The organism is Janthinobacterium sp. KBS0711, assembly GCF_000988085.1.
GTDB lineage: Bacteria > Pseudomonadota > Gammaproteobacteria > Burkholderiales > Burkholderiaceae_D > Janthinobacterium > Janthinobacterium lividum_E.
Map to the genome: position 1 here is coordinate 105,524 of NZ_LBCO01000011.1, position 19,948 is coordinate 125,471.

21 protein-coding genes are annotated in these 19,948 nt (G+C 63.2%); 12 read left to right on the forward strand and 9 right to left on the reverse strand.

Annotated features, from left to right (window positions below; all coding sequences use genetic code 11):
* Window positions 1-7: 7 nt before the first annotated feature.
* The 8 genes from VM94_RS06840 to VM94_RS06875 all read left to right on the forward strand — a co-directional run bounded on the left by VM94_RS06840 (window position 8) and on the right by VM94_RS06875 (window position 4,749).
* Window positions 8-340, forward strand: a complete 333-nt coding sequence (locus tag VM94_RS06840; protein WP_046682789.1) for a hypothetical protein — start codon at window positions 8-10, stop codon at window positions 338-340.
* 129 nt (window positions 341-469) lie between these two features.
* Window positions 470-1,072, forward strand: a complete 603-nt coding sequence (locus VM94_RS06845; protein ID WP_052755589.1) for a hypothetical protein — start codon at window positions 470-472, stop codon at window positions 1,070-1,072.
* A gap of 85 nt (window positions 1,073-1,157) precedes the next feature.
* On the forward strand, window positions 1,158-2,009 hold the full coding sequence (locus VM94_RS06850; protein ID WP_046682790.1) for an alpha/beta hydrolase: 852 nt from the start codon (window positions 1,158-1,160) through the stop codon (window positions 2,007-2,009).
* A 96-nt stretch (window positions 2,010-2,105) separates the two neighbouring features.
* The gene (locus tag VM94_RS06855) at window positions 2,106-2,960 is read left to right on the forward strand and encodes an undecaprenyl-diphosphate phosphatase (protein ID WP_046682791.1); all 855 of its coding nucleotides are present in this window, start codon (window positions 2,106-2,108) and stop codon (window positions 2,958-2,960) included.
* A gap of 60 nt (window positions 2,961-3,020) precedes the next feature.
* Window positions 3,021-3,590 (forward strand): manganese efflux pump MntP, encoded by a 570-nt coding sequence (gene mntP / locus VM94_RS06860; protein ID WP_046682792.1) that lies wholly within the window; start codon window positions 3,021-3,023, stop codon window positions 3,588-3,590.
* Between the two features lie 94 nt (window positions 3,591-3,684).
* Window positions 3,685-3,891 carry a hypothetical protein gene (locus tag VM94_RS06865; protein ID WP_046682793.1) on the forward strand — a complete coding sequence of 69 codons (207 nt, stop codon included), beginning with the start codon at window positions 3,685-3,687 and terminating at the stop codon, window positions 3,889-3,891.
* Between the two features lie 233 nt (window positions 3,892-4,124).
* Window positions 4,125-4,430, forward strand: coding sequence for a hypothetical protein (locus tag VM94_RS06870; protein WP_046682794.1), 306 nt, complete (start codon window positions 4,125-4,127; stop codon window positions 4,428-4,430).
* Window positions 4,431-4,503: 73 nt separating this feature from the next.
* Window positions 4,504-4,749 (forward strand): hypothetical protein, encoded by a 246-nt coding sequence (locus VM94_RS06875; RefSeq protein WP_046682795.1) that lies wholly within the window; start codon window positions 4,504-4,506, stop codon window positions 4,747-4,749.
* A 7-nt stretch (window positions 4,750-4,756) separates the two neighbouring features.
* Here VM94_RS06875 and VM94_RS06880 read toward each other — a convergent pair whose 3' ends face one another.
* Window positions 4,757-4,978, reverse strand: a complete 222-nt coding sequence (locus VM94_RS06880) for a hypothetical protein (protein ID WP_046682796.1) — start codon at window positions 4,976-4,978, stop codon at window positions 4,757-4,759.
* A gap of 142 nt (window positions 4,979-5,120) precedes the next feature.
* On the opposite strand from VM94_RS06880, the gene VM94_RS06885 reads away from it, so the two are divergent.
* A complete protein-coding gene (locus VM94_RS06885; protein ID WP_082127601.1) occupies window positions 5,121-5,837 on the forward strand; it encodes an SOS response-associated peptidase in 717 nt (238 codons plus the stop codon).
* Here VM94_RS06885 and VM94_RS06890 read toward each other — a convergent pair.
* From VM94_RS06890 to queE, 8 genes are all read right to left on the reverse strand, one after another.
* Window positions 5,834-6,976 (reverse strand): DUF418 domain-containing protein, encoded by a 1,143-nt coding sequence (locus VM94_RS06890; protein WP_052755591.1) that lies wholly within the window; start codon window positions 6,974-6,976, stop codon window positions 5,834-5,836. The genes VM94_RS06885 and VM94_RS06890 overlap by 4 nt on opposite strands.
* Window positions 6,977-7,017: 41 nt before the next feature.
* Window positions 7,018-7,935 (reverse strand): muramoyltetrapeptide carboxypeptidase, encoded by a 918-nt coding sequence (gene ldcA, locus VM94_RS06895; RefSeq protein ID WP_046682798.1) that lies wholly within the window; start codon window positions 7,933-7,935, stop codon window positions 7,018-7,020.
* Window positions 7,936-7,967: 32 nt separating this feature from the next.
* Complete coding sequence (locus VM94_RS06900; protein WP_046682799.1) at window positions 7,968-8,885, reverse strand: alpha/beta fold hydrolase; 918 nt, start codon at window positions 8,883-8,885, stop codon at window positions 7,968-7,970.
* A 153-nt stretch (window positions 8,886-9,038) separates the two neighbouring features.
* Window positions 9,039-10,196 (reverse strand): hemin-degrading factor, encoded by a 1,158-nt coding sequence (locus tag VM94_RS06905; RefSeq protein WP_046682800.1) that lies wholly within the window; start codon window positions 10,194-10,196, stop codon window positions 9,039-9,041.
* A 61-nt stretch (window positions 10,197-10,257) separates the two neighbouring features.
* The gene (locus tag VM94_RS06910) at window positions 10,258-12,621 is read right to left on the reverse strand and encodes a TonB-dependent hemoglobin/transferrin/lactoferrin family receptor (protein ID WP_046682801.1); all 2,364 of its coding nucleotides are present in this window, start codon (window positions 12,619-12,621) and stop codon (window positions 10,258-10,260) included.
* A gap of 202 nt (window positions 12,622-12,823) precedes the next feature.
* Window positions 12,824-13,333, reverse strand: coding sequence for a tRNA adenosine(34) deaminase TadA (gene tadA / locus VM94_RS06915; protein ID WP_046682802.1), 510 nt, complete (start codon window positions 13,331-13,333; stop codon window positions 12,824-12,826).
* The gene (queD, locus tag VM94_RS06920; protein WP_034755997.1) at window positions 13,326-13,772 is read right to left on the reverse strand and encodes a 6-carboxytetrahydropterin synthase QueD; all 447 of its coding nucleotides are present in this window, start codon (window positions 13,770-13,772) and stop codon (window positions 13,326-13,328) included. Before queD ends, tadA begins: the two co-directional genes overlap by 8 nt.
* Before the next feature lie 9 nt (window positions 13,773-13,781).
* Complete coding sequence (gene queE / locus VM94_RS06925) at window positions 13,782-14,417, reverse strand: 7-carboxy-7-deazaguanine synthase (protein ID WP_034785949.1); 636 nt, start codon at window positions 14,415-14,417, stop codon at window positions 13,782-13,784.
* 289 nt (window positions 14,418-14,706) lie between these two features.
* On the opposite strand from queE, the gene VM94_RS06930 reads away from it, so the two are divergent.
* The 3 genes from VM94_RS06930 to VM94_RS06940 all read left to right on the forward strand — a co-directional run bounded on the left by VM94_RS06930 (window position 14,707) and on the right by VM94_RS06940 (window position 19,704).
* Window positions 14,707-15,606 (forward strand): sensor histidine kinase, encoded by a 900-nt coding sequence (locus tag VM94_RS06930; protein ID WP_052755592.1) that lies wholly within the window; start codon window positions 14,707-14,709, stop codon window positions 15,604-15,606.
* Between the two features lie 89 nt (window positions 15,607-15,695).
* Complete coding sequence (locus tag VM94_RS06935) at window positions 15,696-16,682, forward strand: sensor domain-containing diguanylate cyclase (RefSeq protein WP_046683084.1); 987 nt, start codon at window positions 15,696-15,698, stop codon at window positions 16,680-16,682.
* Between the two features lie 157 nt (window positions 16,683-16,839).
* Complete coding sequence (locus tag VM94_RS06940; protein WP_046682803.1) at window positions 16,840-19,704, forward strand: M16 family metallopeptidase; 2,865 nt, start codon at window positions 16,840-16,842, stop codon at window positions 19,702-19,704.
* Window positions 19,705-19,948: the final 244 nt, after the last annotated feature.

Sequence of the window (19,948 nt, forward strand, 5' to 3'; positions counted from 1 at the left end):
ACTGCTGATGGACAAGCCCAAACTGACCCCGGTCGCCCAGCCCGCAGGCCTGGCCTTGCTGCGCATGCTTGCCCCCGAGCATGTGGAGGTCACGCTGGGCGTGCAAGTGCTGGCGCAAGATTTAACTGCGCTGCACGGCAAGCAATTGCTGGCGCTGCTGCGCCGGCTGCGCGCCGCTCAATCCAACCAGCAGCACTATGCGGGTGCCAGCGTCGAGCAGGCCGAACAACTGTTCGGCGCCGCCATCGCTGCCGTCAAGGCCGAGCTGGCCACGCGCCCGCACATCCCCAACAAGCAGGAAGCCAAGGCCTTGCGCCAGGCGGCGGCAAAAAAGCGTTAATCGAGGCGCAAGCCGGACGTTCCGTGCGCGCTTGCACGCCAACCCCCTTCTATAATCGGCAACTCTTGTTTCCGCTATTGAAAGACGTCCATGCTCACACGATTTTCCCGCCACGTATTTTGCTGCGCCATGCTGGCCTTATCCAACTTGGCGGCCGCGCAGGCGGCCAGCCTCCCGCCCATCGGCCCCATCGACGCGCGTGCCGTCTGGCAGGAGCGCTCGCTGTCGGCTTGCCGCAGCGAACAATCGCCCACGGCGCCCGACGTCTGCCTGCTGCGCACCATGCAGCGCAGCGGCGCGCATCCGCAAGCCATCGCCGCCGCCCGGATGCTGGTGAAGGCAAACAAGGCCGGCTTCATCTCCGCCTGGCGCCCGCTGGGCAAGGCGGCCCTGGCTACCGTCACCTATCCATTCCGCGCCAACACGAACGAAGGCACCTTGCTGATCGGCAGCGATGGCGCGGCCATCGACGTCGACGAAGGCTCCGTGCGCGAGGAAGACCGCGCCACACCGGCCTGGCGCGCGTTTGCCGCCGCCCATCCAGACTCCGTCCCGTTTGCGCCCGCCGATTTCGTCGGCAGCACGGCCACCAGCGATGGCGGCCAGCGCCTGCTGTTTTCCACGCCCCTGATCACCTGCCACGCCTGCGCGGAGGATGGCGCGCTGCTGGTCGCCTACACGGTCGACAAGGCCGGTATCGTGCGCGAGCGTCAGCTCTTGACGATCAAATAATGCTGCTTCAAAGATAAGATAGAATCACCCGATGGCATGTCTGTAAGAGTACATGCCATCGATCCACTATTTATTACGGGAACACATGCGCCACTCCTGCCTTGCACTGCACCTCACCGCCGCCCTGCTGCTGTCCAGTTACTTCCCCCTCGCCGCCACCGCTGCCGCCAGCGCCGCCACGCCGCTCGTCATCGGCGAAAGTTTCAGCATCGATTCGCTGGCGCTGAAAGAAAAGCGCCACATCAATGTGTACATGGCGCGCGCCTGGGATACGCCGCCCGATGCACCGCTGCCCGTGCTGTACATGCCGGACGGCGGCGTGGCGGAAGATTTCCTGCACGTGGCCGGTTTGCTGCAAGTGTCGGTAGCGAATGGCACGATGCGCCCCTTCATGTTGGTCGGCATGCAAAACACGCAGCGCCGGCGCGATTTGACGGGGCCGACGGACAGTGCCGAAGACCGCAAGATCGCCCCCGTCGTGGGCGGCGCGTCCGCCTACCGGGCCTTCATCCGCGACGAACTGATGCCGGAAATCAAGCGCCGCTACCGCACGACGGGTGAGACTGCCATCGTCGGCGAATCGCTGGCCGGCCTGTTCGTTGTGGAAACCTATCTGCTGGAACCGCAGCTGTTCGACCATTACCTCGCGTTCGACCCCAGCCTGTGGTGGAATGGGGGCGCGCTGCCGCGCCAGGCGGCAGCGCTGATGGCCAGGGGCAAGCCAGGCAAACACAGCTTGTATCTGGCGTCCAGCAGCGAGTCAGGCATCGCCATCGAAGTGCAGCGCCTGGCCGACGTGCTGGCGAAACAGGCGCCGTCCGGCTTGCAATGGCATGTGGAAAAGATGCCGGAAGAAACCCACGGCACCATCTATCACCCGGCAGCTCTGCGGGCTTTTCGCGCCGTGTTCAAGCCGCAAGGAGCGGCCGGCCAATAACAAGATGGACAAACTGTAATCTTGCGCGGGGCTGGCGCGCCACATCTGGCGGGTAAAATCGGCGGCCCTGCTTTTCCCGCCCGAGTACAGATACCCATGAGCTTCTTGCAACTATTTATTCTTTCCATCGTCCAGGGCTTTGCCGAACTGCTGCCCGTGTCCAGCTCCGCCCACGTCATCATGGCGGAAAAGCTGATGGGCCTGGACCCCACGTCGCCGGAGCTGACCATGCTGCTGGTGATGCTGCACACGGGCACCATGTTTGCCGTCATCGTGTATTTCTGGAAATCCTGGCGCGCCACGTATTTCAGTTCGGCCAGCGCCTTCCGCAGCAATGTCCTGCTGCTCGCGGCCGCCACGGCCCTGACGGGCATCGTCGGCTTCGGCTTGCTGAAGGGTATTACCCATTTCATGAGCAAGGATGCGCCCGGATTCGAGATCGAACACCTGTTCGGCAACGCGAAGCTGATGGCCGCCGCGCTGGCCGCCGCCGGCGTGCTGATCATTGTGTCCTCGCGCCAGCAAGCGCGCCAGCATGGCACCTTGTCCATCGGCAAGGCGATGGTGATCGGCGCCGTGCAAGGCCTGTGTCTGCCCTTCCGGGGCTTTTCCCGCTCGGGCGCCACGATTTCCGCCGGCATCGCCATGGGCGTGCCGCAGCGCCGCGCCGAGGAATTCAGCTTCGCCCTGGCCGTCGTGCTGACGCCGGCCGTGCTGGTCAAGGAAGGCTGGCGCTTTTACCAGGCCGTGGCCAGCGGCAGCCTGGACCACCTGGAACACGGCAACAGCCTGCTGCACTTGCTCGGCCCCAGTCTGCTGGGCATGCTGCTCTCGTTCCTGGCCGGCTTGCTGGCCCTGCGCTGGCTGTCGCGCTGGCTGGAACAGGGTCGCTGGCATCTCTTTGGCGCGTATTGCCTGGCCGCTTCCATGGTCGTGCTGTACCTAGGGTAAAATCGCCGGGTTTATAGTTTGTAACTTACCATCCCAGCCAGGTTTTACTGAAAGCCAACGATGAATTTCGCCGCCACCGCCGCCCTCTCGCTTGCCATGTCCACCGATGCCTTCGCGGCCGCCGTGGGCAAGGGCGCCGCCCTGCACAAGCCGCAATGGCGCGAGGCGCTGCGCACGGGGCTGATCTTTGGCGTCATCGAAGCCATCACGCCCATCATCGGCTGGGCCCTGGGCAGCGTGGCAGCGCCCTACGTGGAAGCGTGGGACCACTGGATCGCCTTCAGCCTGCTGGGCATCATCGGCTTGCTGATGATACGCAATGCCCTCGGCGATAGCGACGAGGAGGAAGCGCCGGCCCAGTCGCACTCGTTCTGGGTGCTGGCCGTGACGGGCCTGGCCACCAGCATCGACGCCATGGTGGTGGGCGCGGGTCTGGCCTTGCTGGGCGCAAATATTGTCGTGACTGCCGCCGCCATCGGTTTTTCCACCTTCGTCATGGTGACCCTGGGCGTGATGCTGGGCCGCGTGCTGGGCACGGTGGCGGGCCGGCGCGCCGAACTGGTGGGCGGCCTCGTGCTGATCATCATCGGCTGCGTGATCCTGTACGAGCATATCGGCCATCCGGCCTGAGGCCTAGGCACGCACGGCAGACAAGCATCGCCGCCGCCGGCCTGCTTTGTGCTACATTAAATGCTCTGCATTCCTGTCTCGCAAGGTGACCATCATGGAAACTATTGAGCTGCTTTTTGCCTCGCTGGTGCGCGAAACGGCCGAATCGATACGCGACCACCACATTCCCTTTGCCATCAAACACGACGAGCGCGCCTATTTCGAGTGGATGGATGGACACCCGATCAATGGTTATATCCAGGAAGCGTATCGGGAGATCGAGGAAACGGCCCAGCAGATCCGCGCCATTCGCGCTGGGTGATGACGGCTGTCGCAAGCTACTGCGCGGGGCGCCTTGCGGCTGGCGATGCGCACCGCACCAAAGTGCGGTTGCGCTTCTCAACCACAAATCAACTCCGCTCGCTACGCTTGCGACAAGCGTCGATACGTTCGTTAAAGCTTTTCTATGAACGTATTGATTCAGATCAAACACTCAGCTATTCCAATCGAATTGATAGTCCAAAGCCATGACAATCAGGTCTGGAGGCGGGAGACATGGATCAGGGACAAAAGCACCAGATCAGGGGGTATGAATTTCATGTGGCGGGGGCGCTGGAGAAGGATGGGCGCTACCGGGGCATGATTTTGATCAGCAGGCGCGGCGATACGCAGCAGGTGTATGCCAAGCCCGTCTTGATTGAAACGCCGAGCAGTTTCAAGTCCGTGCATGCGGCCTTGATCGAGGCGTCGGCGTATGCCCAGGAACTCATCTATAACGGCGCCATCAAGGCGCTGCTGCCAGCCGATGGCCAGCTGGCCGGGAAACAGGCCTCGCAGCCGCCGGATTTCGTCGGTAACTGAAGCCGGCAAGCCCATCCGGTCACCCGGGGTGGCGCGTATAATGACGCGCTTTCCCGGATGAAAACTCAACACCATGGAATTTGTGAATTTACCGCTGGTCTTCCTCGTCGGCTGCGCACTGATCGCCTTGCTGGCGAAGAAAAATGGCTACTCGTGGTATTTGTTTTTCTTCGCGGTTGCCGTGCCCGCGCCCTTGTTACTGCTGGCCTTGCCCCATGTGCTGGGCGTGGAGACCGCTTCCCTGACCTCCGTACGGCTGGGCGCCGCCCTGCTGTTTCCATTTGCAGGCCTGCTGCTGGCCCTGCGGGGCAAGCGCTAAGGCCGTTTCAGCGTGCCGGCACGCCATCGGCCAGGCGCCAGCCGACCGACAAGGCCAGTTGCTGCGCTTCTTTTTCATTGCTGCAATCGTCATAGTCGCAGGTATCCGCATACGCGCCGCATGCCTGGTTCTGGCTGACGTACGAGCCGACCCAGCGGCCATCGCGGCGCTGGCTGGCCGTGGCGCTGATAATAAAACCTTTGTGGATGGTGGGATTTTCAAAAGACATATTTCCTCCGAGGCGAGAGCGTCAGGGATCTGACTGACTTCACTGTGCGCCCGCGCGCGTAAGCAGTCTGTACGTTTGATCACACACAGAAAGCACGCACGCGCCTGCCTCGCGGCGCCCGGCGATCAGGTATGATTTGGCCATGTGTGGACGACTCGATCAAAATGACACGGCGCCCGAGCTGGCGTCATCGTTTGGCTGGACCGACGCGGTGTTCGACAGCGAGGCCGAGCCGCACCTGAACGTGTCGCCGGGCACTTACCGGCCCGTGCTGCATATCCAGGATGGCGTACGCAGGGTCGATGATGTCTTCTGGGGCTACCGCCCCGCCTGGGCCGCCCAAGCCGTGCCCGCTCCCGGCAAGAAAAAAATCCCCATCGCCATCAATGCCCGCCTGGAAAAACTCGCCGGCGCCTACTGGAAACCCTTGTTGCGCGCGGGGCGCGGCATCGTCAGCGTTTCCGGCTGGTATGAATGGACGGGAGAGAAAGGCAGCAAGCAGCCGTGGCATATCCACCGCAAGGATCGCGCGCGCCTGTTCCTGCTGGCGCTGGCACAATTCGGGCCATACAAGCACAACCGCGAAGAGGCAGGTTTTGTGCTGGTAACGGCCGACAGCCTGGGCGGCATGGTCGATATCCACGACCGCCGCCCCGTGGCCGTCAGCCTGGAAGACGCGCACCGCTGGATCGACCCCGCCTTGACACCCGAGCAAGCGCTGCACCTGGCACGCACCTGCATGCTCGATGTGGACCTGTTCGAGTGGCATGCCGTCGATAATCCACTGGTACCGTCCGCCAAACCCAAGCCGCCGCCACCGGCCGCAGCGCAAGGCGCGTTTGACTGGGGTACGGATTAAGGCAACCGCGCCAGCCGGCGCCACAGCGTTTCCATCGGCCCCTGGCGAAAGTGCCGCAGCCAGTAACGGCTCAGCAGCACCTGCCCCGCCATGATCACTACCGCCAGGCCCAGCATCTCGGCCGGATGCAGGCTTGCGCCCCAACCCAGGCCAGGCCCCTGCAGCAGCCAGGTACCGATCACCGATTGCAGCAGATAATTGCTCAGCGCCATGCGTCCCACGGGCGCCAGCCATGCGCCTAGCCAGCGCAGCATGAAAGGACCGGCCAGCATCAGCGCCGCCACATAGCCGGCTGCCAGCACGGGCCCGCCGGCGAACAGGCCCACTTCGAACAGGGCCGTATCGAATACCGTCTGATATGGATCGGCCACCTGCCAGGCGACGGCGCCCGCCGCCAGCAGGTTGAACGGCAAGCCCACGCCCAGCCCTACGGCACGCACGCGGCGCCACAGACGCTGATGGCGCTGCGGCTGCGTCAGCCAGCCCAAGCGCACGGACAGGATGCCCAGCAGGAACAGCACGATGATGTGCGGCAGCATGACGATGGCGTACAGCAAGGAGACGAGGAAATCGTTGGCTCGCAGTCTGGCCACGGTCAATACATTGCCTTGCGTGTAGATGGCGTAACGCTCCGCAAAGCCTTGCAGGTCGCGCGCAATGTCCGGCGCACCGCCCTGCTGGCCCACGGGAATGAGCAAGCACATGAACAGCAGGAAACCGGCCGCCACCAGCCAGGCGCGGTTGCGTATGCGGCTCAGTTTGGCCGCTGCCAGCGGCAGGATCAGCATGCCGGCCAGCGCATACGAGGTCAGCACGTCGCCGCTCCAGATGAGGAAACCATGCAGCAGTCCAAACACGAGCAGCCAGCGCAGCCGGCGTCGATATGCCGCTTGCGCCTGCTCCCAGCTGCCCAGCTGGCGCTTCAGGGAACGTGTCTGCAGGGCAAAGCCGGCGCCGAACAAAAAGGCGAAGATGGGATAGAACTTGAATTGCGCCAGCGCCGCCACACCAAAAATGACGAGCTGGTCCAGCACGGGCGGCTGGGCCGGCAAGGTGCCGTAGCGCAGGGACAAGGTGCCCCAGGCAAAGCCCCAGATATTCACCAGCAAAATGCCAAACACGGCGATGCCGCGCAGCACGTCGAGCTGCAGCAGCCTGCCGGGCTTGGCGCTAATGGCGTTCAGGGGCGCGCCAGGGTCGGGTAATCGGTTACCTGCAGGCTGAAGCCGGACGCATCCGATTGCAACCGCGCATGGCCGCCGAACGGCAAGGTGACACGGCGGCGGATATGGCCGAATTCCAAGCCCGTCAGCACGGGCACGGGCAGGCGTTCACGCACGTAGGCCAGCATGGCATCGAAATCGTAGCCGTTATCCATGGGACTCAATTTATAGGCGGAAAAATCGCCAAGCACCACGGCTTGCTGACGCTGAAACACGCCCGCATGCAGCAATTGCAGCAGCATGCGTTCGACCCGGTACGGGTGTTCGTTGACGTCTTCCAGGAACAAAATGCCGCCATCGATCTGGGGGAAATACGGCGTACCGAGCAGGTGGACCAGCATGGCCAGGTTGCCGCCCCACAGCTTGCCTTGCATCTCGACCTGCGGGTTGCCCGCCGCCGTGCCCGTGACCGTGTGCGTGGGGCCGGCCAGGCACGACCACAGCTGATCGAGCGTAAACTGCTCGGGCTCATCGCGGATGAAATCGTCGCAGATCATGGGGCCGGCAAAGCTGGCGCGGCCCGTTTTCGCCAGCAAGCCCATGTGGAAGGCCGTGAAGTCGCTGTAGCCGACAAACAGTTTGCCGCTGTCCGCCATGGCAGTAAAGTCGATCTCGGGCAGGATGCGGCTGATGCCGTAGCTGCCGCGCAAGGCGATCACCACCTGCACGTCCGGATCGGCAGCGGCCGCGTTCAGCTGCGCCAGGCGGCCCGCATCCGTGCCGCCGAAGCGCTGGAATGTGTGTTCCGGGTCGTAGTAATTGTGGACGGTGGCGCCTTGCGCCTGCAAGCGGGCGATGCCGCGCTCCAAAGCCGCCGCGTCGGGCGCATAACCGCCCGGCGCAACGATGGCGATGCCAATCTCAGGTGTCTTCAAAATGCCCGTGCCTTCAAAAGTTGTGGGCGCGCCTAGGCTGGCTGGGAGCGCATCTGGGGCGCCATCTTACCTTGCAGATGCACATCGATCAAGGCAAGCAGGCGCTCGATCAGCTGGGGCGGCATGTCGTGCCCCATGCCTTCGATCACCTCGAGCCGGGCGCCCGGGATCAGCGCCGCCGTATCGATGCCGCAGGCGACGGGGATCAGGGGATCGGCCGCGCCATGGATCACCAGCGCCGGGCAACTGATGCTCGGCAACAAGGTTGTGCGCTCGCCCGAGGCGGCGATGGCCACCATCTGCCGCGCCACGCCTTCCGGGCAACTGCCCCGCTGCAACGCCGCTTCGATGCGCTGGTACAGCAGTTTTTCCGACACGGGATAGGCGGGACTGCCGATGACGCGCACGGTGGCCGCCATGTGCGCCATCAATTCGGCGCGGCTGGCGTTGCGTTTCGGGCGTTGCAACAAGGCGTTGCGCGCGGCCCGCGTGGGGCCGGGCAAGCCGCGCCGGCCGCTGCTCGACATGATGGACGTCAAGCTGAGCACCTGTTGCGGCGCGCGCGCCGCCATCACTTGCGCGATCATGCCGCCCATCGACACGCCGATCACGTGCGCCTGGGCAATGCGCAGGGCCGCCAGCAAGCCGAGCGCGTCGTCAGCCATGTCATTGAGGGTGTAGGAAGTTTTCAGGGGCCAGCCCAGCAGGTTTTTCACGTAGGCCAGCGGCAGATACGGTTTGCCCGCCTGCGCCATCTTGCTTGACAGGCCGCTGTCGCGGTTGTCGAAACGTAGCACCCGAAACCCTTGTTCGACGATGCCTTCGACAAAGTCCGCCGGCCAGGCAATCAGTTGCATGCCCAGGCCCATGACGAGCAGCACGCACGGATCGTTGGGGTCGCCGTGGCTTTCATAAGCTATGTTGAGGCCGTTCGCCATGATGGTTGCCATGATTGCCTCTTTTCCAGGAACCAGCACGCAGGCACGATCGCTGCGGCCTTGCAACCAGCATACCACTATTGTGCTTCAGACATGAGACCGGCACGCGGCACTCACACTGAAGTGTTGCCGCGCCGGTACGGCGCGCGGCAACTGTGCTGCAACTTACTTGGCCTTAGGCAAGGAATCGGCCAAATCCACCCACGCTTGCGGCTGCGGTTTACCGCGCTCGCGCACGCCGAAGAAGGAGACCACTTGCGTGCCGTCCTTGTCGAAGAATTCAACGGAAGTCACACCGCCACGCTTGACGACCCAGCCGCTGCGCAGGGCCGTGTCGCGGATGTGCAGGTTGAAGTCCGGGTCCAGCACGTTGAAGAAGCCGCCTGCGGCCATGGTTTTCTCGATCTTGCCGCTGTAGATCTGCGTCAAGCCGTCATTGCCCAGGAACACCATGATGGCGACCTTGTCCTTGGCCGCGTTTTCCAGCAGGGTGCGCAGCGCTTCAGGCGTCACGCGCTCGACCACGCCGGCCGGCGCAAGGCGCAAGGCCTGTTCGCGCGACAGATGGAATTCACGCATGATTTGCGCAAACTGGTGCACGTCCGTCATGTCTTTCCAGGCCAGCTGGAATTCCTTGACGTCGATCTCGGCGTCCGGCTTTTCAGCGGCCTTGGGCGCCACGGCCAGCACGTTCAAATCCGCGCTTTGCTGGGGCATGCGGAACGTCGCCACCAGCTTGTCGTAGACGGCCACGCCCGGCTCGTTGCGCAGGTAGATCTTGTGCACGGCCGTGCCGTTGGCGTCAAAAAATTGCAGGCTGCGCGTCGGCTTGCCATCGCGGCCCGCCTGTTCCACGGCAAACGCGTATTTCCAGTTTTCAAAGTGGAAACGCAGGTCGATCTGGCCGCCCAGGTAGCCGCCCGCGATATTGCGCTGGCGCGCTTGCGTTTCCGGATCCTGCTTGGCGTCGGCCTGTTCCGACTTGTCGCCCGCCTGCTTGAACTTGCTGGCGACGCCCGTCGTTTCGATGACGCCGTTTTCATTGCGCGTGATCGCTTGCACGATGCCCAGGTCCAGCGCGGCGCGCATGATTTCGCGCGGCTGGTTGCCGTCGGCCTGCAGGCGCGTGACGCCCTTGCCGATATTGGTTGCCAGCAATTGCGCTTCGGACACACCCAGCGCGCGCGCCGCGTCGCGGATCTGCAGCTTCGGCTGTTCCGTGCGCAAGGTGGACCAGCGTTCCGCCAAAGTGGCTGGGGCCGCGCTTGCGTTTGCGATCAGCAGGCTGCCTAGCAGGGATAGAACGAGTTTGGATAACTTCATAGAGAGACCATTCAATCAAACATGGAAAAAAAGAGGGGCAAGCACCCCTCCCCGGTAAAACCTAGAAATTGACGCTGAGGCTGGCGGCCACATTACGGCCCGGCTTGGCGTAACGCTCGATCTCGGCGCGGCTGGCGGCCGTGGTGCCGGCGGCCAGGCTGCGCGAGGCGGCGTAATCCCAGTACTTGCGATCCGTCAAGTTATAAACGCCCACGACGATCTTCGCGTTCTTGTGCACGTTCCAATAGGTCGACAAGTCGAAGATGGTGTACGACGGCACGCTAAACAAAGGCCCGGCATCGCCGATCAGCAGGTTTTCCGGCGCCTGTTTGGCGCCCGCATGCACGGCCGTCAGCGCCAGGCCGAACAGCTGGTTCGCATGATCGTAGCCGAAGGTCAAGGCCGACTTGGCCGGCGCCACCGAGTTCAGGCCGCCGCTCTCGCCCGTCTGCGTATTGAAGGAACGGCCCTTGGCCACGCCGGTCGCCAGGTCCACGTGGTAGCCCTGCATGGCCGGCGCCCAGGCGCCCAGTTCCGCGCGCAGGGTCAGCTCGGCGCCCCAGGTGCGGGCATTGCCGATGTTTTCCGGGCGGAACAAACCACGCGTGATGGTCGGGTAGTTCACCGGATCATCTTTTTGCATCACATAGTCGACCATGTCCGTATATTCCGTCTGGTACACGGAGGCGTGCATGCTCAAGCCCTTGACGACGTCGCCTTTCAGGCCCAGCTCATACGCCTTGCTGGTTTCCTTGCGCAGGTTGGCATTGCCAAGTACGGCATAGCCCTGCCCCGTGCCCGTATAGCTGAAGGAGTCGTAGGTGCCGGTGCGCTCGGCCGCCGTCGGCAGGCGCGTGCCGCGCGTGAAGGTGGCGTAGGCGTTCATCTGCGGCAGCACTTCCACGGACAGGCTCAGGCTCGGCGTGAAATACGTGTCGCTTTCTTTGCGCACTTCCCTGGCCGCGTTCGGCACGGCGATCGCATAGGTTTGCAGGTTTTTCGGCTCGTTCTTGCGGTAATCGGCACGCAAGCCCGGTGTCAGCACGGCTTTCTTGCCGGCCAAATTGAAACTGAGATCGTCGCGCACGTACAGGGCCAGCTTGGTCGTGTCCATGTCGGCCATGCGGTTCTTGTTGGTGATTTGATGCTGGCCCGTGGCAACGATGACACGGTCTTCACGCCACGGACGGCGCGTTTTCAGCTGTTCCAGTTGCACGCCGTACAGCAGCGCGTTGTCCGCATTGAGCTGCTTGAACGCTTCCGAGCTCAAGCCGATGCTGTCGTTCTTGAAGCTGGTGTCGATGGTACGCTGTGCCGGGCTGCCAAACGTGTAGAGGCCTTGCGTCTGGTCTTCGGTTTTCGCATTCTGCAGATACACTTTCGACGTCAGGCGGTCGAACAGGGCGAAATCCTTGAGCACCACGTCGTGGCCCAGGCTGACGCGCGTGCGCTTGGTGGTGGAATCTTGCTGCACGCCGGTCGGATAATACGTGCTGACCTTGCTGCGCAGATCGCGCTTGTTCTTGCGCTCGAACATGTCGACCGTCAAGTCCAGCTTCTGCTCGCCAGGCAAGGTCCACACCAGCTTGGACAGCAAGGCGTTCGAACGCCAGTCGTCAGGATTGGGCGGCGTGGTGCCGCGGCTGTCCATCTGCTCGCCATCGCGGTGCACGTACACGGCCAGGCCTTGCAAGCTGGCGCCGATCCTGGCGGCGCCCGTCAAGGTGTGCGCATTGCTGCGGTCGGCCGTGGCGCGGCCGTATTTGTAGGCCACGTAATGGTCTTGCCCCTCGCCCAGGTAATCCTCGGGCGACTTGGTGACGAAGGCCACGCCGCCGCCCAGGCCAGGGCTGGCGCCGCTGACGGCTGTCGTGCCCGAATCGATGCGCACTTCGCGGAAGGTTTCAGGATCGAAATAGTCACGCCCCGTGCCGAAGGCGTTGAGGGTATTGGCATCGGGCTTGGGCGCCGCGTCGGGCAGGGAAATGCCATCGACATCGAGGCTGACCCGGTTGCCTTCCAGGCCGCGGATGTTGTAGCCCGTATTGCCAGAGCCATCCCACACGCTGCCGCTGCCCGAGGCCGCCGCTGGCGCGCTGATCAAGGGCAAATAGCGCACGATGCCGCCCATCTCGGTGACATTGCGGCGTTCCAGATCTTCCGCCGTCACAACCGTCCTGGTGCCGGCGCGGCGCGCATAATCCTGCTGGGCGTTGACGACGATTTCCGGGAAGACTGGCAGCTTGGCCGGCTCTTGCGCCGCCACGCCCGCATTGATGGCGGCAGTTTGTGCGGCAGCAGGCAGCAAGGGCGCCGCGAACAAGCCCAGCAAGGCCGCACGCAGCACCAGGTTATGGCGGCGGCCAGGCAAATGAGCTGGGGATACGACAGTTGCAGCGGTGCGCTGCGGAAGCACAGTAGTCATGATGATCCGGTCTAAGAGTAAAGGCTGGCTCTTGAACCCGGATCGATAACGATGCGCAAGGGAAGTTTGCTGGCGAAAACAATACTGTAACACGAATCATTCTCATTTGAGAATGACAAATGGTCTAGACAGATGTTATTTCGCAACAATTATAAAAAATGCCAGCCAGGATGGCTGGCATGGCTGACATCTTGGGTTGATGTCAGGCTGGCGGATTGGCCAGCTTGCGCGCTTCCGCCTGGGCGCGGCGGCGCTCGGCAAAGAACCGCTTGAGAAAAGCGCCGCACTCATCGGCCAGCACGCCGCCGACGATGGCCGTCTGGTGGTTCAGCGCCGGCTGTTCGAACAGGTTCAGCACGGAACCGCAGGCGCCCGTCTTCGGATCACCCGCGCCGTACACGACGCGCGTCAGGCGCGCATGCAGCATGGCGCCCGAACACATCACGCACGGCTCCAGGGTCACGTACAGCTCGCAGCCGGGCAAGCGGTAGTTGCCCAGCTTTTCGGCGGCCGCGCGCAGCGCCATCACTTCCGCGTGCGCCGTGGGGTCGTGGCGGCCGATGGGCTGGTTGTAGCCGACGGCGATGACTTCGCCATCCTTGACGACGACGGCGCCAACGGGCACTTCACCCAGGTCCCACGCGTGCTGGGCCTGCTCCAGGGCCAGCCGCATGTAGCGCGCGTCCTGCGCGCCAGCGTGCGTTTCAGTCATCGGTCACTTCTGCCCAGCAATTTGGCGTTTCATGCAGCACCAGTTTATGCAGGTGCAAGCCCGTGCCGAAATGGTCGGTAAACGCGGCCTTGAGGATGTCGAAGGCGATGCGCGCCAGGTTTTCCACGGTCGGGATGCGGTCGATGACGACGGTCTTATGGTCGGGCAGGCTGGCCAGGAAGTCGCGCACGGCCGTGTCTTTTTCATAGACGAGGAAGGCGTGGTCCCAGACGTCGACCAGGTGCTGCTTGGCCAGGGTTTTCACGTCGGAAAAGTCCATGATCATGCCATTGTCGGAATTACCTTCCGCTTCGATGACCTTGCCGACCAGGGTGATTTCCACCGTGTAGCGGTGGCCGTGCAGGTTGCGGCACTGGCTTTTGTGGTCGGGAATGCGGTGGCCCGCGTCGAATTCGAGCTTGCGTGTGATAGTCAGCATATTGTTTTGTTAAGGTATTTGCAGGAGTTTATGGGTTTGCAGGCTCAGCTTCCACTTCGGGTTGCTTTTGCACGTTTCGATGGCCAGCTTCATGTTGTGCGCGGCCAGGGGGCCATCCATCGCCTGCACGAAGAAGTTCTCGAAGTCCAGTTGTTCGTAGGCGGCAAGGTCTTGCTGGAACTGGGGAATCACCACCTTGATTTCATTGCCTTTGTGGACGACCAGTGTCGAGCCCATCTTCGGGCTGACGCAGATCCAGTCCACGCCGGCCGGCACGGGCAAGGTACCGTTGGTTTCGATGGCGATGGTAAAGCCGACCGCGTGCATGGCGTCGATCAGGGCCGTGTCCAGCTGCAGCAGCGGCTCGCCGCCCGTAAACACCACGTATTTGCTCGGCGCGTAGCTGGCTGGCCACAGGCTGTCGATCAGCGCGGCCAGTTCCTGCGGCGTCTTGAACTTGCCGCCCAGTTCGCCGTCCGTGCCGACGAAATCCGTGTCGCAGAACTGGCACACGGCCGTGGCGCGGTCGCTTTCGCGGCCCGTCCACAGATTGCAGCCGGAAAAGCGGCAAAACACGGCCGGACGGCCCGCGTGCGCACCTTCGCCCTGCAGGGTGTAAAAAATCTCTTTGATGCTATAAGTCACTGTATTTCCTAAGAGCTGGCTGGCGTCATCGCGCAGGGCGTACGCACCGGTGCCGGCGCACAGCGCCGTCACCGCAAAAGCCGATTGACAACCCTCTATTATATGCCGCCATGACACTTCCCGTGCAAATGCCGTGCCCGCCACCTGGCCATGCGGCGGTAAAGGACCGGAAAGCCACAGAGAAAGACGTAACTGCGCGGCTTTTGCGTTTAGACAATATAAATAGCCTCGAGTTAATATATTTTCCGTAATAACATTGCCTGTTGGAAAACATTTAGGGAGCGAGGAAATGATGCAACGCTGGCTACGCCTGCCGTACCGCCTGAGCATTCTGGCCTGCCTGGCGGCCGCTGCACTCGCTTCCCTGCACGTCGGATACGCGGCCGGGCCGATGCTGCCAGCCGGCGCACCCTCCCCCTTGATGCTGGTTTGCGCCATCCTGCTCGGCGCGCTGGCGCTGCTGCTGTGGCGCCAGCACCGTCTGGCGCTGCGCCTGGAGGCGTTGGAACAGCTGCGAGAAGAGGCAGAGCAGGTGCGCCTGAGCAGCGGCCAACAACAGGCGCGCGAACAGGAACGCCTGCGCATCGGGCGCGACATCCACGATGACCTGGGCCAGCATCTGCTGACCCTGAAAATCGACCTGTCCATGCTGCAAACCAGCACGCATGGCGCGGCCCCCCAGCTGGCGCAACAGCTGGCCGTGATCGCGCGCAATGTCGACCTGACCATCGCGGCGCTGCGCTGCGTCATCCATGACCTGCGCCCGCCGGCCCTCGACGCCGGCCTGCAAGCAGCCTGCGAAGTACTGCTGGCCGACTTTGCGCGCACCACCGGCATCGGCTGCGGCTGCGACTACCGGCTCGACGCCGACGCCAGCCGCGCGCATGGCACCTTGCTGTACCACGTGGTGCAGGAAGCGCTGGCAAACATCGCCCGCCATGCACGCGCCACGCATGTCCAGCTGTGCCTGCAGCAAACGGGCGCCACCGTCGCTTGCAGCATCAGCGACGATGGCATCGGGCTGTCGGGTTCGCCGCCGCGCCTCGGTTGCGGCCTGTCCGGCATGCATGAGCGCGTGGCTGCCGCCGGCGGCAGCCTGCACATCGACAGCCGCAGCGGCGCCGGCACCACCTTGCGCGTATCGCTTCCCCTGCCGGTCTGCCACGACGAAGCAATGGTCCATCACTGAAAATATTGCTCAATATCAACACCATCGCTACCCCACGCTGCATCATGGCCAACGAGCCAGCCCCATTCACGCCCAAGAAGGATGCTTTCATGCCGGATAGCCACGCACATGCCAGCGCATCGCCGTATGGTGAAGCCCAGGGTTTCGCCGTCAAGATGATGGAATTGCTGGTCGTGCCCACTTTTGTACTCGACGTGCATGGCAGGGTGATGATCTGGAACCGCGCCTGCGAGCAGTTGACGGGGGTGCCGGCGGCCGAAGTACTGGGCGCGAGCGAGCCGGGCCGCTGCTTTTACAACGACGAGCGCCCCACCCTGGCCGACCTGCTGCTGGCCGGACGCGGCGGCGACATGCGCGTCCTGCATACGCAGCAGCAATACCGCAGCAGCACGGGCAGCAATCTGTGCGCGGAAAACTGGTGCGACATGCCGCGCACGGGACGGCGGCGCTACCTGGCCGTCGATGCCAGCCCCATCTACGGCAATCACGGCGAGCTGATCGCCGTCGTCGAAACCCTGCGCGACATGACGGACGAAAAGCGCGCGCACGTGGAGCTCGAACGCCTGGCCACGCGCGATGGCCTGACGGGGCTGGCCAACCGGCGCTGCTTCGACGACACCATCCTGGCCGAGTGGCAGCGCGCCCAGCGGCAGGAGCAGCCGTTGTCGCTGCTGATGGTCGACGTCGACAACTTCAAGGAATACAACGACAACCACGGCCACCAGGGCGGCGACCTGTGCCTGCGCAAGGTGGCCGGCGCCGTGGCCAGCGAAATGCGCGCCAACGACCTGGTGGCGCGCTACGGCGGCGAAGAGTTTGCCGTCATCCTGCCGAACCAGTCGCTCAAGGGCGCGGCCATCGTGGCCGAGCGCATCCGCCAGCGCGTCGAGCGGCTGCAACTGCCGCGCAAGCGTGCCGACGGCGCCTGCGTCACCGTCAGCATCGGCGCCGCCACCGCCCTGCCCGGCCCCGGCACGGAACTGGGGCAATTGATCCATACGGCCGACTGCGCCCTGTACCGCGCCAAGCACCTGGGCCGCAACCGCATCAGCTTGCCGGAAACGACGCTGACCTGACCACCCGCCGCTGCGGCACGCCATGCTCGTCCTGACGGGGCCGCCCCTTCCTGCCAAAACGCCTTGCCCCTATGCAGGGCGGCACGAATCTTCTATGCTGCGGCGTTGCACTTTCCACATGCCCAAAAAAAGAAGGAGCCCCCCCGTGTCAAGAATCATGCCCGTTTTATTACCCGCTTTCGCCCTGGCCCTGTCGGCCATGGCCTCGTCGAACCTGGGCGCCGCGCCCGTCAAACCGGCTGCTACCCACAGCGCCGCCGCCAGCAAGGCCGATCTGCTGCCATTCAAGGCAACGGAAAAGACCCTGCCCAATGGCTTGAAGATCATCATCGTGCCGACCGGTTTCCCGAACCTCGTCTCCTTGCAGATTCCCGTGCAGACGGGTTCGCGCAATGAAGTCGAGCCGGGCAAGTCCGGCTTCGCCCATTTCTTCGAGCACATGATGTTCCGCGGCACCAAGGCGTACCCGCCCGAAAAATACCAGGAAGTCATCACCCGCGCCGGCGCGCGCCAGAACGCGTATACGAGCGACGACCTGACCAATTACCACACGACGTTTGCCAAGCAGGACCTGGAAACCGTGCTGAAGGTGGAAGCGGACCGCTTCCAGCACCTCGACTATGCGGATGACGCGTTCAAGACGGAGTCGCGGGCCGTGCTGGGCGAGTACAACAAGAACAGCGCCAATCCCGTCTCGAAACTGTTCGAAGTGATGCGCGACAGCGCCTACACGACGCATACCTACAAGCACACGACGATGGGTTTCATCCAGGACATCGAAGACATGCCGAACCAGTACGCGTATTCGAAGATCTTCTTCGACCGCTGGTACCGTCCCGAGCGCACCACCATCATCATCGCCGGCGACGTGGAACCGCAGCAAGCCATCGCGCTGGTGGAAAAATACTGGAGCGGCTGGCAGCGCGGCAAGCAGCAGGCGGCCGTGCCCGTGGAACCGGCCCCGCGCGGCCCCGTCTACAAGCACGTGGCCTGGCCCACGCCGACCCTGCCCTGGGTGGCCGTCGGCTTCCACGCGCCGGCGTTTTCCGTGAAGGACAAGGACCAGGCCGCGCTGGCAACGTTGCTGTCGCTGTCGTTCGGCCGTACCTCGCCGCTGTATAAACGCCTGGTGCAGAACGAGCAAAAGGTCGATCAATTGTTCGACATGACGCCGGAGCGGGTCGACCCGACCCTGGCCGTGCTGGGTGCGCGCGTGAAAAACATCGATGACGCCGTCTACGTGCGCGATGCCATCCTGGCTACCGTGGCGCAGCTGCGCGACACGCCAGTGAGCGAAAAAGACCTGGCGGACGCCAAGTCGGCTGAAAAATACGGCCTGATCCGCTCGCTCGACAACACGGAGCAGATCGCCGGCACCCTGGCGTCCTTCGTGCATTTCGACCGTTCCTACGCCACCATCAACCAGTACTACCGCCTGATCGACACGCTCACGCCGGCCGACCTGCAGGCGGCCGCGCGCAAATACCTGACGGACGAGGGCCTGGTGGTGACGACCCTGTCGCACCAGCCGATGGCGGCCGCCATCGCCACCACGCCAAAACTGGCCAGCCTGCTGCCGGCCGCCTCGAACGCGAAGTTCGACGTGCTGGTGCAAAAGTCCGCGCTGCCGCAAATCCGCTACAAGCTGCTGTTTATGGCAGGTTCCGCGCAAGACCCGCAAGGCAAGGAAGGCCTGGCCGCGCTGACGGCCGCGATGGTGGCGTCGGGCGGCTCGTCCGAGCGCAAGATCGACGAAGTCAACCAGGCCCTGTTCCCGCTGGCCGGCAGTTTTTCCCAGCAGACGGACAAGGAAATGACGACGTTTACGGGCTCCATCCACAAGGATAACTGGACCCAGTTCAACGCCATTGCCCTGCCGCTGCTGCTGTCGCCCGGTTTCCGCGAAGACGACTTCCGCCGCCTGAAGGACGCGCAAAAGAACGCGCTGCTGCAGGACCTGAAGGACAATAACGAAGAGGAATTCGCCAAGGAACGCCTGCAAACGAATGTGTATGCGGGTACGCCGTACGGCCACCCCGTGCTGGGCACGGTCGCCGGCATCGACGCCATCACCCTCGACGACGTGAAACAGTTCTGGAAGAGCGCGTACGCGCAAGGCGCCGTCAAGGTGGGCATTTCCGGCGATGTATCGGACGCCATGACGGCTTCCCTGACGCAGGCGCTGGCAAGCTTGCCGGTAGGCCCAGGCTTGCCAGCCACCGTGAAACCCGCAGGCCGCAAGGCGAATGGCCTGCAAGTGGAAATCATCGAGAAAAACACGCGCGCCACGGCCATTTCCTTCGGCCTGCCTTTGGAGGTGACGCGCACGCACCCGGACTTCCCCGCCCTGTGGCTGGCGAAAACATGGCTGGGCGAACACCGCGCCTCGAATTCCTACCTGTACCAGCGCATCCGTGAAATCCGCGGCATGAACTATGGCGATTATGCGTACATCGAAGCCTTCCCGCGCGGCATGTACCAATTCTTCCCGAACCCGAACCTGGGCCGCAAGGCGCAGCTGTTCGAAATCTGGATCCGCCCCGTGGCGCCGGACAACGCCCACTTCGCGCTGCGTGTGGCCCTGACGGAATTGGGCAAGCTCGTCGACAACGGCCTGACGCAGGACGACTTCGCCACCACGCGCGACTATCTGATGAAGAACGTCTTCGTCATGACGTCGACGCAGGACCAGCAACTGGGCTACGCGCTCGACTCGCAATGGTATGGCACGCCCGAGTTCACCAAGCTGATGCGTGATGGCTTGTCGAAACTGACGGTACAAGACGTCAACCGCGCCATCAAGCAGCACCTGTCGGCCAAGAACCTGTTCGTGGTGATCGTCGCCAAGGATGCGGCCGGCTTGAAGGAAAAGCTCGTCAGCGACGCGTTTTCTCCCATCAAGTACGACGGCAACAAGCCGCAGGCCCTGCTCGATGAAGACAAGGTCATCGGCGCGATGAAGCTGGGCATCGAACCGGCAGCAGTGACGGTGACGCCGGCGGCGCAGGCATTCGCCAGGTAAGCGCAGCAGAAAAAATAACGCACCAATTAAATGCAATCAAGGCCGCCAGCATAAAGCTGGCGGCTTTTTTTATGCACGAAAATGGCGCAGCGCAGCATCCATTGGCGATTATCTGCCGATATTATCTCGCCTTACCGGAGACTCCATAGAGGCGCTTTCGCCGCACCAGAACGGTGCATCCACAACATATTACAAATGTAAAAGTTTGCAACTTAAGTGGACTTCCGCAGAATATAAAAATGCC

Coding starts and splice junctions, on each gene's coding strand:
- VM94_RS06840 (WP_046682789.1), top strand. CDS start 8: ATGGACAAGCCCAAACTGACCCCGGTCGCCCAGCCCGCAGGCCTGGCC.
- VM94_RS06845 (WP_052755589.1), top strand. CDS start 470: ATGCTGGCCTTATCCAACTTGGCGGCCGCGCAGGCGGCCAGCCTCCCG.
- VM94_RS06850 (WP_046682790.1), top strand. CDS start 1,158: ATGCGCCACTCCTGCCTTGCACTGCACCTCACCGCCGCCCTGCTGCTG.
- VM94_RS06855 (WP_046682791.1), top strand. CDS start 2,106: ATGAGCTTCTTGCAACTATTTATTCTTTCCATCGTCCAGGGCTTTGCC.
- mntP (WP_046682792.1), top strand. CDS start 3,021: ATGAATTTCGCCGCCACCGCCGCCCTCTCGCTTGCCATGTCCACCGAT.
- VM94_RS06865 (WP_046682793.1), top strand. CDS start 3,685: ATGGAAACTATTGAGCTGCTTTTTGCCTCGCTGGTGCGCGAAACGGCC.
- VM94_RS06870 (WP_046682794.1), top strand. CDS start 4,125: ATGGATCAGGGACAAAAGCACCAGATCAGGGGGTATGAATTTCATGTG.
- VM94_RS06875 (WP_046682795.1), top strand. CDS start 4,504: ATGGAATTTGTGAATTTACCGCTGGTCTTCCTCGTCGGCTGCGCACTG.
- VM94_RS06880 (WP_046682796.1), bottom strand. CDS start 4,978: ATGTCTTTTGAAAATCCCACCATCCACAAAGGTTTTATTATCAGCGCC.
- VM94_RS06885 (WP_082127601.1), top strand. CDS start 5,121: ATGTGTGGACGACTCGATCAAAATGACACGGCGCCCGAGCTGGCGTCA.
- VM94_RS06900 (WP_046682799.1), bottom strand. CDS start 8,885: ATGGCAACCATCATGGCGAACGGCCTCAACATAGCTTATGAAAGCCAC.
- VM94_RS06905 (WP_046682800.1), bottom strand. CDS start 10,196: ATGAAGTTATCCAAACTCGTTCTATCCCTGCTAGGCAGCCTGCTGATC.
- VM94_RS06910 (WP_046682801.1), bottom strand. CDS start 12,621: ATGACTACTGTGCTTCCGCAGCGCACCGCTGCAACTGTCGTATCCCCA.
- tadA (WP_046682802.1), bottom strand. CDS start 13,333: ATGACTGAAACGCACGCTGGCGCGCAGGACGCGCGCTACATGCGGCTG.
- queD (WP_034755997.1), bottom strand. CDS start 13,772: ATGCTGACTATCACACGCAAGCTCGAATTCGACGCGGGCCACCGCATT.
- VM94_RS06930 (WP_052755592.1), top strand. CDS start 14,707: ATGATGCAACGCTGGCTACGCCTGCCGTACCGCCTGAGCATTCTGGCC.
- VM94_RS06935 (WP_046683084.1), top strand. CDS start 15,696: ATGCCGGATAGCCACGCACATGCCAGCGCATCGCCGTATGGTGAAGCC.
- VM94_RS06940 (WP_046682803.1), top strand. CDS start 16,840: ATGCCCGTTTTATTACCCGCTTTCGCCCTGGCCCTGTCGGCCATGGCC.